We start from the raw sequence: 14302 nt of genomic DNA on the forward strand, positions 1-14302 counted from the left end.
GCGTTGTTTATTCGCGGATTCAATGATTGCTTGAGCTTCTGCTTTTGCTTTCGCTAGCTGGTCGCCTGCATCGGCTTTCGCTAAATCTAAGTCCTTTTTTAGCTCGTTCTGCAGATGATAAACCGTCAGCAATTTCTTTTTTGACGTTTTTTCAATGGGCCGCCATAATTGGTGGCCATACAAATTTCATACAGAACAAAACAAACAGGACAAATGCGACGGCCTGGCCGAGGATTGTTGCATTTAAATTCACAGCACAATACCTCTTTCTTGGTTATTAACTAACTTGATGCTTTTGCTACTCATTGCCAACATTAGGCAACAGCAAACATCACGTAAAGGCCCAGACCCACAGCAATCATTGGGATGGCGTCAACCAGACCCATAACGATAAAGAACTGTGTACGCAGAAGAGGGATCAGATCAGGCTGACGAGCAGCACCTTCTAAAAATTTGCCTCCGAGGATTCCGATACCGATTGCAGCACCGATTGCAGCTAAACCCATCATAATAGCGGCAGCCATGTACAGCAGATCCATACTCAGGTTTTCCATGACAGTCTCCAGTTTGTTTCAGTTATTTCTTCAAAGAGTTAATAATTAATGTTCTTCAGATGCCATCGACAGATAGACAATCGTTAGAACCATGAAAATAAATGCTTGTAACGTAATAATCAGTATGTGGAATATTGCCCAAGGAAGGCTTAATAACCACTGTGACCACCACGGTAACAGACCAGCAATAAGAATAAAGATCAGTTCACCCGCATACATGTTACCAAACAGTCGAAGACCGAGGGAAACAGGTTTTGATAGCAGGCTTACCCCTTCCAAGATTAAGTTGATAGGAATAAAAATTGGGTGATTAAAAGGCTGTAAAGTCAGCTCTTTTGTAAACCCTTTTATGCCTTTCATCTTAATGCTATAGAACAGGATCAGGATAAATACACCAATTGCCATCGATAGAGTAATACTCACGTCCGCAGTCGGAACGATGCGTAACGCAGGTAACCCTAAGATGTGTTCACCGATATAAGGGATGAAGTCGATTGGTAATAAATCCAGGGCATTCATTAACAGCACCCAAACGAACACAGTCAATGCCAAAGGTGCAATGACCTTGCTCTTTCCGTGATACATATCACGAACACTGCTATCAACGAAACCGATGATCATTTCTACTGCAGTCTGGAATTTTCCCGGTACGCCACTGGTTGCTCTTACTGCTACTTTTCTAAACAGCCATAGGAATAATGCGCCCATCAGTACTGAAAAGAAAAGTGAGTCAATATTTAACACCCAGAATGATGGCGCATTTTCAGCATGGGGATTGACCAACTCGAAAGTACGCAGGTCCAACTGAAGGTTATTCAGATGGTGGCCTATGTAGTCTCTAGTGGTTAATGCTTCTCCTGATGCAGACATGATGCCAATTACCCTTTTGTTGTTAAAAACGCTAACCGTTAATGACGGCTGGTGCAACGACCTGCATAACAAGCACCGCTAAGTAGGTCATGACCAGTGGTGCAAATGCCGCTTTAAACACTCCTAAAGCAACAATCAGCAAGGCTATTGATAATATAACCTTCAACCCTTCACTGAAAGCAAAAAGCCAGTTTATGCGAACTGGAGCTTCTTCTTCGTTGACTTTTTGTAAGCGCATTAACAAAAGAAAAGCCATATTGGGTAACCAACATGCTAACCCGCCTAAAAAAGCCGAAAAACTCCAGTCTGTACTCTTTAAGTAGAAAACCGCACTGAGAATAACAAAAGTCATAAACTGCAAAAATAACAGTTTCAGTGCAACTTTCCCGTTGTAGAGGGAGACAGACATGACGTTTGTATTCTCCAGACTAGCTATCGTAAAAGGTATTACTGAATGATGTATCAAACTGTCTTTGCTATAAAGTGTCAAGTGACAAAAACGAGCAAATTATACGGGGCGTGGCAATGAATTCAATCAATAAGTAGCGAAAAAGTGAAGATTAATTTAAATTTCTTACCAAGGTTCCATTTATGAAAAATGATTAAGAACAAAAAAGAATAAAAAATAATAGTGCTGAACAAAATAAATAGCGTGACATTCATCACAAATATAAAAAGTATAAATAAAGCTTATTTCATAAATTATATAATGGGGTTAACAAATAAAGCCCCTTTTTATGAACAATTTAGTGGCAATTGAAAAATAATTAACCGAATTTCAATTAAATAAATTCAATATTTTTATAATGCACAGAATTATTAATTTATTTTGGAAATAAAAAGAGAAAAACTCAGGTTACAAAGAGAATTAAAGAAAAAGATAATAAATTGTTAATTTATTGTTTTATTAAAGTGAATTTTAATGTTTCTCATAAATCCCCATAAAACAAATGGCGATAACATTGTAAATATTATCGCCAGAGCACAAAAAATAGAAAAAAGGAATCAATAAGACACAAGATATTTGATTAAATAATCACCAAATGTCTTTGTTCATTCAATTCAGGTATCGATAAGCGAATCACTTCTTCAGGTATTTTTAATCCATTATCAGCAAGTTCATCTAACTCTTCTTGATGAATTTGTCCTTTCAGTGCATAAAAACGACCGTGTTCTTCAGTCACTAAATGAGAGCACCAAGAGAGCATATCCTTCATAGAGGCAAATGCTCGGCTAATAACGCCATCAAAAGGTTTCTCTGTTTGGTATTCTTCAACACGGTATTGAACTGGCTCGATATTATTAAGTCCTAATTCGTGCTGAACTTGCTTCATAAAGCGAACACGTTTACCTAAGCTATCCAATAAGACAAAGTGATGATCGGGACGCATTATCGCTAGTGGAATACCAGGCAATCCAGGCCCAGTTCCCACATCTATAAATCTTTCACCTTCAAGATATTGGCTTACAATAATGCTATCCAGAATATGACGGATAAGCATTTGCTGTGGATCTCGCACGGATGTGAGGTTATAAGCTTTATTCCATTTATCAAGCATAGCAACATAACCCGTGAGTTTTTCAGCTTGAATGTCTGTAAGCTCAATATTGGCTTGCTTAGCCAGCTTTTTTAGCCGATTAAGTAAGTCATTCATGATGCACTCCTGCGTAATAGGCCTTGTTTTTTCAACCAAACTAATAAAATGGAAATAGCAGCAGGCGTGACACCAGAGATCCGTGATGCTTGTCCGATCGATGTTGGTTTGTGATCGTTAAGTTTCGCAATAACTTCGTTAGATAATCCGCTAACTTGTTTATAGTCCAGATCAATTGGTAACGCGGCATTTTCATTGCGTAGTTGTTTTTCGATCTCTTCTTGTTGGCGACTAATATAACCTTCGTATTTAACTTGGATCTCAACTTGTTCAGCGGCTTGTGGTTTTGAATCATCAATACCTGGCGCAAACCGAGTGATATTTTTCAATATATCGTAAGTCATTTCAGGGCGGCGTAATAAATCTTCACCATTAGCTTCTTTGGACAATGGTGTATTTAGCAATTCATTGATTTCTGAAAGATTATCAGCTTGAGGGTGAACCCAAATATTTCTTAAACGCTGACGTTCTTTTTCAACTAGTTCAACTTTTTCACTAAATTGAGCCCAACGAGTATCATCAACCATGCCTAATTCACGACCAATTTCAGTGAGACGTAAGTCAGCATTATCTTCACGCAGCATCAAGCGATATTCAGCACGAGAAGTAAACATACGGTATGGTTCTTTTGTACCAAGAGTACAAAGATCGTCAACTAATACACCAATGTATGCTTGATCACGACGAGGGAACCAACCTTCTTGATCGAAGGCGTAACGTGCCGCATTAAGCCCAGCAAGCATGCCTTGAGCCGCTGCTTCTTCATAACCAGTAGTACCGTTAATTTGTCCAGCAAAGAACAATCCATTGATAAATTTACTTTCTAGTGTTTGTTTTAGATCTCTTGGATCAAAGAAGTCATATTCAATGGCATAACCAGGTCTAATGATCTTCGCATTTTCCATACCTTTCATGGAATTTACGATCTGCATTTGAACATCAAAAGGTAAGCTTGTTGAAATACCATTAGGGTAAATTTCATTACTTGTTAAACCTTCAGGCTCTAAAAAGATTTGATGTGAATTACGATCAGCAAATCTCATCACTTTATCTTCAATAGATGGGCAATAACGAGGGCCTATTCCTTCGATGACACCCGCATACATTGGGCTACGATCAAGGTTATTACGAATAACATCATGCGTTTTTTCATTTGTGTATGTGATATGGCAAGGCATCTGTTCAGGATGTTGATCCACATTACCTAAAAATGAGAAAACCGGCATTGGTGTATCACCCAGCTGAACCGCTAATTGGCTAAAATCAATGGTTCTTGCATCAATACGCGGTGGTGTCCCTGTTTTTAAACGACCTACACGTAGAGGTAATTCACGTAGTCTGTGTGATAATGAAACTGATGGTGGATCACCTGCACGACCACCACTGTAATTTTCTAAACCAATATGGATTTTTCCATCAAGGAAAGTACCTACGGTTAGAACAACCGATTTAGCACGGAATTTTAAACCCATGCGAGTAACAGCACCTGTTACTTGGTCATTCTCAACGATGAGATCTTCAACTGGTTGTTGGAAGATCATTAAATTAGGTTGATTTTCAAGACTTGTACGAACAGCTTGGCGATAAAGAACACGATCAGCTTGTGCTCTTGTTGCTCTTACAGCTGGACCCTTACTTGCGTTAAGAGTTCTAAATTGGATCCCTGCATGGTCAATAGCGGTTGCCATTAATCCACCCATGGCATCGATCTCTTTTACCAGATGCCCTTTACCAATCCCACCAATCGCTGGGTTACAAGACATTTGGCCCAAAGTATCAATATTGTGGGTCAGTAATAGGGTTTGACGCCCCATACGAGCTGCAGCCATAGCGGCTTCTGTACCGGCGTGACCACCACCGATGACAATGACGTCAAAGTGTTCTGGATAAAACATGTGTGAACCTTAAATGTTACGAATGCTGAATGTGTTGCATTGGGAAAACGAATTCTACTCAACTTTTTGACAGATACAAGCGAGCAGATCCGCAGGTAATTATTTAAAGATCTTTTTATTTAAAGATCTCTTTATTAGATCTTTTATTAAGGAAGCGATCCTCTGTGGATAAGTGGATTTTCTATTTAAAGATCATAAAAGTGTAAAGGATCATATACTGTGAATGATCCGTGATCTATCTGCTGATAAGCTGGGATCAAAATGACGACTTATACACAGCTCATTTCTTGATATTACCTTATACAATGGATAACTACGGGTTAATCCCTGCTTTTAAGCAGAGTTATCCACATTCGTTTGCTTGTTTTTTGTACAAATTAAAGTAAATTTTTCCAAGATGCTATCCATTCTTCTGCTGGATCTTCTGGAATGTCGTACTTTTGAATATCAATTTCGAGACGATCACCTAGTCGAGTCGCTCCTTTTTCCACTAGTTTTTGATCTAATGTTCTGATCGCACCACAGAAAGTGTCATATTCACTACTTCCAATGCCGATCGCACCAAAGGTGATATGACTAAGATCAACGGAGTCTGATGATATTTCGTTAGCAAAAGGCAATAGGTTGTCAGGAATATCACCAGCACCGTGCGTGGAGGTAACTACGAGCCAGATCCCTTCATTAGGAAGATCATTAAGCGAAGGTCCATGGTGTAAATCAGTCTCAAAACCTTCTTCAGATAAGATCTCTGCAAGGTGTTCTGCGACATATTCAGCACTACCCATGGTACTGCCACTAATTAGAGTGACTTTTTTCATTAATGATCTCCTTATGTTCAAGACGCGCTATTGTACGCTGTGAATCACTTGGGATCTACCTGTGGATAATGTGGTTATAAAAAAAAAATAAGAATTTACCCTTATGGCTTGATCGTCCTTATTATCGGGTTTTGCAATGAGATCAATGTTTCTGTTGATTGAATTTCATCAATTGTCTGAATTTTGTTGATAAGTACGTCTTGTAGCGCTTCTATACTTTTACACATTACCTTAATAAAAATGCTGTATTGTCCTGTTGTATAGTATACCTCTACGACTTCATCTAACTTATCTAACTTGTCTAATGCCGTGTGGTAATCTTTTGCACTTTTTAAAATGATGCCAATAAAGCAACAGACATCAAAACCTAATTGCTTTGCACTGATATCAACACGTGTTCCAGTAATAATTCCAGCTTGCTTCATTTTCTCTACACGAACATGAATTGTGCCTGGGCTTACTTCGAATTTTTTAGCTAATTCAGCGTAAGGTGTTCTCGCATTGGCCATTAATGCGTGAAGTATGTCGCGATCGAGATTATCGATCTGATAAATATTGTCCATAAACTCCTCCTGTTTTTAACGATAATACATTTTTACATCGATATTTTTAACGATTTAAAACAAGCAAGGCTATTTTTGATGAGATATATTGAATTTAGTACCCATTTTGTTGCTTAATCTATATCAGCGAAACACAACATCACCACTAGGGATATAAAAATGGAAAAATCATTCATCCAGACTCAACAGCAAATTAGCTTTGTTAAATCATATTTTTCTCGCCTTCTGGAAAAAGAATTAGGACTGATTGAAGTTCAAGGACCGATCTTAAGTCGCCTTGGTGATGGAACTCAAGATAACTTGTCTGGGCATGAGAAGGCGGTACAAGTTAAAGTCAAATCTTTACCAGATTCTACCTTTGAAGTTGTCCATTCATTAGCAAAATGGAAACGTAAAACATTAGGTCGTTTTGGATTTAGTTCTGGTCAGGGGCTTTATACACATATGAAAGCGTTACGACCAGACGAAGATCGCTTAACTCAGATCCACTCTGTCTATGTTGATCAGTGGGACTGGGAAAAAGTGATGGAAGCTAAGGATCGAACTGTTCCTTATCTTAAGCAGACTGTGGGTAAAATTTATCAGGCAATAAAAGAAACTGAAAAAGCCGTCAGCGAAGAATTTGGTCTGGTACCGTTCCTGCCAGATCAAATTCATTTTATCCACACTGAAGAGTTATTGCGTCGTTACCCTGATCTTGATGCTAAAGGTCGTGAAAAAGCGATAGCAAAAGAATATGGTGCCGTTTTCTTAATTGGTATTGGAGGAAAACTTTCAAGTGGTGAATATCATGATGTCAGAGCGCCTGATTATGATGACTGGACGACACCAAACGAAGAGGGATTTGAAGGTTTAAACGGTGACATTATTGTGTGGAACCCTGTTCTACAAGATGCATTTGAGTTGTCATCAATGGGAATTCGTGTTGACCCTGAAACCTTAATGCGTCAGTTAACATTAACCGACGATACTAAACGTTTAGAGCTTGATTGGCATAAAGCATTAATGCATGGGGATATGCCTCAAACTATTGGTGGTGGTATTGGTCAATCACGTTTAGTGATGTTACTGCTACAAAAAGAGCATATTGGACAAGTACAATGCGGTGTATGGGAAAAAGATACCCGTTTAGCTTTCGCCGATATGCTGTAATTATTGTCGCCAGCGTCGAAGTAAACGACTTTTTAATCCAGTGTCAAAACGCCATATATGGTCAAAGATTTTCATGATGCTGGGTTTACCATAATTGGATAGGGTAACCGCATGGAAGCGATTGTGCTGTTGCTGTTGGCTTTTTTTGATTTTGTTGATTAGGTTTTCGGGTAACCTTTGGGCGACAAAGTCAGAAATAACAACAGCATCAGCATCTTTCCATTCTGGGCTATTTAGTTTATTTGCGACATTATCTAAACAGGCACTTAAGTCCGTCCCTCCTCTAAATGATTGATTCAAAAACTTGATAAGATCTTGCAGGCCATTAGGCGATGACAATTGATAATGCACCGTTTCAGTAGAAAACAACATCACATGACATGAACGATTATCAGCTAGCGCTATTTTCATTAATGCTAACCCAAAAGCTTTGGCACACTGTTCGTTAAATCCGCCCATCGAACCTGATGTATCAATACATACAATAAAAGGCCCTCTTGGTCTTTCTTCATCATGATGATGAGTTACGGGTCGCAATACAGTACGTTCTTGCCAATTATCACCTTGTAATCGATAGGTATTTAGCTGTTTTTCCACCAGCTTTCGATAAAACTCATATTCGATTTCATTAATACCTAATAAAGCGAGTTCTGTGGGAAGTAAGCGTAAGATATCATCACTGAGTCCTATTCCATTAACTTGCTCTGGTGTTGTATCAGGCGCTTTTTCAACAATAGTTACAGGTTCAAAAATAACACTCTCTTCTGGAAGCGATTTAGCTGTTTTGCTACGACCTAGCAAACTGGCGAGCTTATGTAACTCCGGTTGTTGATCAAGAAAGTCGCTATAACGTTGAATAATTTTCTCATCAAAAGGCGTTTTTGTTAAAACACCTTTACTCATATCCCATAAACGCCCTGCGGCACGCTCATTTTCTGAAAATGTATGACTTAGGCTTCCACTTAACGCTAAACGTTCCTGAAGCTCAGCAAGGAGTTGCTCTTGTTCTTGGTCAAATAGGGCTTTGTGTAATGCCGTGACTTGGAAAATTAAACTTATCCGCCAGTGTTGAATAAACAACGCTTGTTGAGCGGGTGAAAAAGGCTTATTAATTTTAATTAGCTGTGATGCTTCTTCAGTAAAAGAGGAGTCTAGCTTGTTTAATTCAGCCAGTATTTGCTCTACTTGTTGATTAAATATGGCGTTACCTAATGATTGTGTTTGTTGATAAAGGGCGAATTCATCAGCGATCATTGTAGGTACTAATGTTTCTTTTACTCTTTGCTGTAAGCTCTTTTTCCATTGGTGGATATCTTTAAGTAAGGCTTTTTTGAGTCTTGGATGTTTTTCAAAAAATACCGCTAATTGAGGCGATGCGAGTATAGCAATAATAACTTCCTCAATAAGTTGCCCTTCATTTATGGCTAAAAGCATATCTAATGTTGAAAGTGTCAGCATAATATCATTACTTTATTTGGCTTTTTAATTGCGATAGTTTTTCATTAAGCTGAACAAAACTTTGCTCGATGGAAATAAGCCAATCATTATCAATAAATAAATTAGGTTGATGATGATTAAATTTTTTCCTGCTCACCATAAATTTCTTGTGTTAGATCTTTTAACTTATCTTTCCACTCGTTGTTATCTTCAATAGGAACCGTTGGCGCTGTCTCTTTCTGTTGATAAAGAGATGTTGTTCGACGACTTACATCCAAAATTTCTAATACACCATCTTGGCGTATTTGTGCGTTAATTGATTGCGGGAAACCAATACCATTTAAAACGTGCTAATAACTCCCCCCCTTTAGCCAAAAAGTTTTCTAATGCTTTTTGCTCAATAGTAATAAAGTTAACCTGAATACTATGGATATGGAGAGGGATGTGTAAAAACAGAGTGAATTTATCAGCCCGCATTTTATCTGATAGGCTAAAATGTGTATTTCGTCCAAACATTCCACTTTGTTTTTCGAAACGAAACGCCTGTTGATCTTGCTTATTTCTTGTCGATTGCATCCACTCAGCCCATAAACTTTCTGTTTTTCTTATCAACTCTAGCTGGTGGTAGGCTTGTTCTGTTAAAAGGTTTTGTAATAACTTATCTAATAATGCAAATGATGCTTGGTCATGCCACAGGCAATCTTTTAATAAAATAAGATCTAATGGTGAAATAACACTACGACCATTAAAAAAGGCACTTGCTTGTAAAAGACGTACTGCTTTTTTCCAACGTCTATCTGAAACATAAGGTGCAACATCACTTTTATCTAAAGACTCACGAAGTTGATAAATTAAATCAAATATGTGGTCATCTAAAGTGACCTTTTCTAATTCTGATTGCCAGCGTGAGAATTCTTCGGTAGTAATTTGGATATGTTCTGGAATATGAAAAGAGCCCACTTCTTTATTAACAAGTAATGCGCGGAAGTTTTTTCTTATCCTGGACTTTTGTTAACCAAATACGAATAAGCATTCGGTCATATAGTGCTTCAAGACTGCTGTCTGAATCAGGTAGCTCATTAGAGGCTGATACTAATAAGCGCATTGGAATAGTGACTTCTGCTTCCCCATTTCTAAATTTACGTTCATTAATTGCTGTTAATAACGTATTAAGAATAGCGGGTCCTGCTTTCCATATTTCATCAAGAAAGACAACTTCAGCATCTGGTAAATATCCCTCAACCAAACGTTGATATTTACCTTCATCTTTTAAGGCTTGAATAGATAAAGGACCAAAAATTTCTTCAGGGGTTGAAAAGCGTGTCATGAGGTATTCAAAAGCGTTAGCCTCTTTAAAAGCTTCTTTCATTCTTCTTGCTATTAAGCTTTTAGCAATACCAGGAGGGCCTAGTAAGAAAACACTCTCACCACTTAGTGCTGCAAGTAGACAAAGGCGGATAGCTGACTGTCGTTCATAAAGTCCTGTTTCAAGATATTGGCTAAGTTGTGAAATCCGCTCTGCAAGTTGCATAACCACTCCTAATAATGGGGACTTATTTTTATCATCATCCTGAAAGTACCAGAAAAGGATTGTTGATATATAGTCAAACATTCTATTAGCACACTAATTGTTTATAACAAAAATCGATTCAGCTTCCTACTGCTTATTTTTGGTTCTTTTTTGTTTTACTAGCGAAACGTTTCGATAGTGATCACGTTTTTTCATTAATGTTGCTGAGATGATCGGTTTAACATATTGAATACCCCATTTATGCCGTACATCTAGAATTTATTATTGAGAGTAAGGAAAAATCATGGAAGCGAAGAAACTTGTGATTTTAGGTAGTGTTAATGCAGATCATATTCTTAATGTCGCCCATTTTCCGCTTCCTGGTGAAACCATTTCAGGTAACCAATTCCAAATGGTATTTGGCGGTAAAGGTGCTAATCAGGCGGTTGCTGCTGGGCGTTGTGGTGCTAATATTTCATTTCTTGCTTGTTTAGGGAGTGACGATATTGGTAAAAAAGCCAAAGCTCAATTAATGACAGATAACATTGATACAGATAGCATTGAGTTAATTGATGATGTAGCAACAGGTGTTGCGCTGATTTTTGTTAATCAACAGGGAGAGAATGTTATTGGCATTCATGCTGGTGCTAATGGACGATTAGATACAAATTATGTTCAGCGCCATCGAAATATTATAAAAGAAGCTGATGCTCTGTTAATGCAATTAGAATCGCCACTTGATTCAGTATTGAAAGCTGCTGAAATTGCTAAACAAGAAAATGTGCAAATAATATTAAACCCTGCGCCTGCCCAAGCATTACCTGATGAGCTGTTATCACTTGTCGATATTATTACTCCAAACGAAACAGAGACTGAATATCTAACTGGAATTAAAGTGATTGATGATGAAAGTGCTCAGCAAGCAGCGGATGTATTACATGATAAAGGTATTAAAACGGTTCTTATTACATTAGGAAGTCGTGGCGTTTGGGTGAGTGAACAAAATAGTAAAGGTTGTATTGTTCCTGCATTTAAAGTGAAAGCTGTTGATACTATCGCGGCTGGAGATACATTTAATGGCGCACTGATCACCGCTTTATTAGAAGGACAATCAATGATGCCTGCGATTAAGTTTGCTCATGCGGCAGCTGCTATTGCTGTTACTCGAGCAGGCGCTCAACCATCCGTACCATGGCGTCATGAAGTAGATACTTTTTTAGCTTCATCCTTATAATTTTTATAGATAAAGAAAAAGAGAGCATGTGCTCTCTTTTTAGTTTGAATAAAGCTATCAGGCTTTTTTCTTTTTATTAGTTAGATTATCGCCATCATGTTTATTAAGGAGTAAAAATACAAAAGAAGAAAGCAATGTAATGATACCAACAGTAATAAAAGTATAATGAAAGTTATCAACTGTAGTGCCCACTTTCTCTGTCTCAAAATATCCTAAAATAGATGCACTCACTGCAATACCAAAACTAATTGCCAATTGTTGGGTGACAGCTAAAACACTATTTCCTGAGCTAGCATTGTTGTCTGTTAAATCAGCCAATGAAATGGTATTCATTGATGTGAATTGTATAGACATGACCACACCTAATAAAAAGAGTGGAATGACAAGATAATAAATAGACATATCAGGCGATTGTAGTGAAAACTGAGCGATCATCAGCCCAATAATAATCGTAATAATAAAGAGTGTTCGGCGATAACTAAATTTCACTAAGATCTTAGTGACAAATGATTTTGCTAAAATAGAACCCAGAGCCATTGGTGCCATCATCATACCGGAAATAACTGCAGGGTAGCCAAAACCGACTTGCAACATAAGTGGCATTAAGAAAGGAATACATCCAGTTCCTAATCTTGTTGCAATATTTCCTACAATACCTACAGAGAAAGTTCGTGTTTTAAATATATTGAGGGGAATAAGAGGTTGCTGGTGGCGTCTTGCATGATTGATATATAAGCCTAGTAAAGAAAATCCACCTAAAATAACAGCAATAGGAATATATCGAGAGATATTTTTATCACCAAAAAAGATCAAGGCTAACAGAAAGCATCACTAAGCCAAATCCAAAGAAAATAAAGCCAAGTAAATCAAATTTACGTTTTGGCATAGTGAAATTAGGCATATGTTTTATGGCATAGAAAATACCTAATAAGCCAATAGGAATATTTATAATAAATATCCAATGCCAAGAGGCATAAGTAACTAATATTCCCCCTAGAAGAGGTCCTGCTATGGGACCTACCAATCCTGGCATTGTGACAAAATTTAGAATAGGAAGTAATTCGCTGCGCGGATAAGCTCTTAATAAAGCAAGGCGTGCAACTGGCATCATCATTGCACCACCTATACCTTGTATAATCCGTGAAATAACAAGAAAAGTAAGATTAGGAGAAAGTGCACATAATAAAGATCCACCTGAAAATAAAGAAACCGCAATAATAAAAATTTTACGTGTTCCAAATCTATCTGCTAACCAACCACTGACAGGGATTAATAATGCAACAGTTAAGGTGTAGCTGATAACAGCCGATTGCATGGCAAGAGGAGAATGATTAAGGCTTTTTGCTATGTCTGGTAATGCCGTATTAAGAATAGTTGCATCGAGAGCCTGCATAAAAAAAAGCCATTGCAGCAATCCAAGGCAACCCAGACATATTTTGGGCGGATTTCAACATGAAGCGTACACCATCTTTATTCTATATTTTGATTATCGCTATATTATAAACAGAAAATCTACAAAATTTGTATTAAAACTATTCAATCACTTGTTAATAAGATTAAACAGAGATCACGTGCCTTATTTCCATCTTTATCAATAATGGCTTGAACTATTTGATTATGTGTTTCTGGCTGAACGGTTTCGTTACCTACAATAAGATCGAAATACTTTTTGTAAGCAGAAAGAAATAATGAGCCGAAAGAGGCAAAGAATGGATTGCCACTTGCTTGATAAATAAGATAGTGAAATTGAGTATCGATATCTAACCAATGTTGTCTATCAAAATTCTCATCAAGTAACTGCATTTCTCTACCAAATAACGCAAGAGACTGTTTTTGGCTTTCTGTTGCATTAAATGCAGCTAAATAACAGGCTTGAGGTTCTATTGCTAAACGAACGTGATGAAAATAATGGCTGACCTTATTAAATTCACCACTGTCTATCCACCAATTAAGAAGATCATTATCTAATAGATTCCAATTTTGCATTGGAGTCACTCGAGTACCTATTCTTGGGCGAGGCAAAAGCATTCCTTTAGCAGCAAGCATTTTTATTGCTTCTCGGATAACTGTTCTGCTGACGGAGAGTAATTCTGCTAATTCTATTTCTCCTGGTAACAAAGATTCAGGTTCATAATGGCCAGAAAGAATTTGTTTACCTAATTTTTCAGCAACTATATAAGAAAGATTTTTCTGAGAAGCTGAACGTTGTTCGCTAAATTGCATAATAAAGGTTACCTATACCATAGTTTATTTTCTATCTTACGTGAGTCAGCTAGAGAAAGCTGTTCGGATTTCACGCTATCAGCATAAAGTTAGAGCGTTTTTCCTTGTTTTGTTGAAAAAAAAAAGCGAACGGAAAAAAAATTGAAATAAATACTTGCGCTAATCCGAGATCTCCCTATAATGCGCATCCACTGACCGACGATGAGCTGACAACAGCCACGAAGGACAGCGAAGAGAAAAGAAAAAAGTTTGAAAAAACTCTTGACTCTTCAGAGGAATAACGTATTATACGCCTCCTCGCAACAACGCAGAAGACCGGAAACGGCAGCGAATGTTGCACTGCTCTTTAACAAATTATCAGACAATCTGTGTGGGCACTCGCAGAGACGAT

11 protein-coding genes and 3 pseudogenes are annotated in these 14302 nt (G+C 37.7%); 2 read left to right on the forward strand and 12 right to left on the reverse strand.

The annotated features are described in order from the left end of the window. From atpF to asnC, 8 genes and pseudogenes are all read right to left on the reverse strand, one after another. A pseudogene (gene atpF / locus BHE89_RS19050) lies at positions 1–253 on the reverse strand (F0F1 ATP synthase subunit B); the annotation flags it as partial. Positions 254–314: 61 nt separating this feature from the next. Beyond that, complete coding sequence (gene atpE, locus BHE89_RS19055; RefSeq protein ID WP_004246596.1) at positions 315–554, reverse strand: F0F1 ATP synthase subunit C; 240 nt, start codon at positions 552–554, stop codon at positions 315–317. Between the two features lie 45 nt (positions 555–599). Beyond that, complete coding sequence (gene atpB, locus BHE89_RS19060; RefSeq protein ID WP_023583322.1) at positions 600–1424, reverse strand: F0F1 ATP synthase subunit A; 825 nt, start codon at positions 1422–1424, stop codon at positions 600–602. Positions 1425–1455: 31 nt separating this feature from the next. Further along, positions 1456–1833, reverse strand: a complete 378-nt coding sequence (gene atpI, locus BHE89_RS19065; RefSeq protein ID WP_069367400.1) for a F0F1 ATP synthase subunit I — start codon at positions 1831–1833, stop codon at positions 1456–1458. 619 nt (positions 1834–2452) lie between these two features. Further along, the gene (rsmG, locus tag BHE89_RS19070) at positions 2453–3079 is read right to left on the reverse strand and encodes a 16S rRNA (guanine(527)-N(7))-methyltransferase RsmG (RefSeq protein WP_069367401.1); all 627 of its coding nucleotides are present in this window, start codon (positions 3077–3079) and stop codon (positions 2453–2455) included. After that, positions 3076–4974: a tRNA uridine-5-carboxymethylaminomethyl(34) synthesis enzyme MnmG gene (mnmG, locus tag BHE89_RS19075; RefSeq protein ID WP_069367402.1), complete on the reverse strand. Its 1899-nt coding sequence runs from the start codon at positions 4972–4974 to the stop codon at positions 3076–3078. Before mnmG ends, rsmG begins: the two co-directional genes overlap by 4 nt. A gap of 377 nt (positions 4975–5351) precedes the next feature. After that, positions 5352–5792 (reverse strand): FMN-binding protein MioC, encoded by a 441-nt coding sequence (gene mioC / locus BHE89_RS19080; RefSeq protein ID WP_069367403.1) that lies wholly within the window; start codon positions 5790–5792, stop codon positions 5352–5354. Positions 5793–5893: 101 nt separating this feature from the next. Continuing rightward, complete coding sequence (asnC, locus tag BHE89_RS19085) at positions 5894–6355, reverse strand: transcriptional regulator AsnC (RefSeq protein ID WP_069367404.1); 462 nt, start codon at positions 6353–6355, stop codon at positions 5894–5896. Positions 6356–6514: 159 nt separating this feature from the next. On the opposite strand from asnC, the gene asnA reads away from it, so the two are divergent. Further along, the gene (gene asnA, locus BHE89_RS19090; protein ID WP_069367405.1) at positions 6515–7507 is read left to right on the forward strand and encodes an aspartate--ammonia ligase; all 993 of its coding nucleotides are present in this window, start codon (positions 6515–6517) and stop codon (positions 7505–7507) included. Here the strand turns inward: asnA and viaA are convergent, their stop codons facing one another. Both viaA and ravA read right to left on the reverse strand, forming a co-directional pair. Next, the gene (gene viaA / locus BHE89_RS19095) at positions 7508–8965 is read right to left on the reverse strand and encodes an ATPase RavA stimulator ViaA (protein WP_069367406.1); all 1458 of its coding nucleotides are present in this window, start codon (positions 8963–8965) and stop codon (positions 7508–7510) included. A gap of 7 nt (positions 8966–8972) precedes the next feature. Beyond that, positions 8973–10475, reverse strand: a pseudogene (ravA, locus tag BHE89_RS19100) (ATPase RavA). A gap of 283 nt (positions 10476–10758) precedes the next feature. Between ravA and rbsK the strand changes: the two are divergent. Then, positions 10759–11688, forward strand: a complete 930-nt coding sequence (gene rbsK, locus BHE89_RS19105; RefSeq protein WP_069367408.1) for a ribokinase — start codon at positions 10759–10761, stop codon at positions 11686–11688. 57 nt (positions 11689–11745) lie between these two features. On the opposite strand, the pseudogene mdtD reads toward rbsK, so the two are convergent. Both mdtD and BHE89_RS19115 read right to left on the reverse strand, forming a co-directional pair. Beyond that, positions 11746–13142 (reverse strand): annotated as a pseudogene (gene mdtD, locus BHE89_RS19110) (multidrug transporter subunit MdtD). 82 nt (positions 13143–13224) lie between these two features. Continuing rightward, the gene (locus tag BHE89_RS19115; RefSeq protein WP_023583311.1) at positions 13225–13911 is read right to left on the reverse strand and encodes a FadR/GntR family transcriptional regulator; all 687 of its coding nucleotides are present in this window, start codon (positions 13909–13911) and stop codon (positions 13225–13227) included. Positions 13912–14302: the final 391 nt, after the last annotated feature.

Origin of the sequence: Shigella sp. FC1967, assembly GCF_001743005.1 — a bacterium.
In the GTDB taxonomy this organism is placed as follows: Bacteria; Pseudomonadota; Gammaproteobacteria; order Enterobacterales; family Enterobacteriaceae; genus Proteus.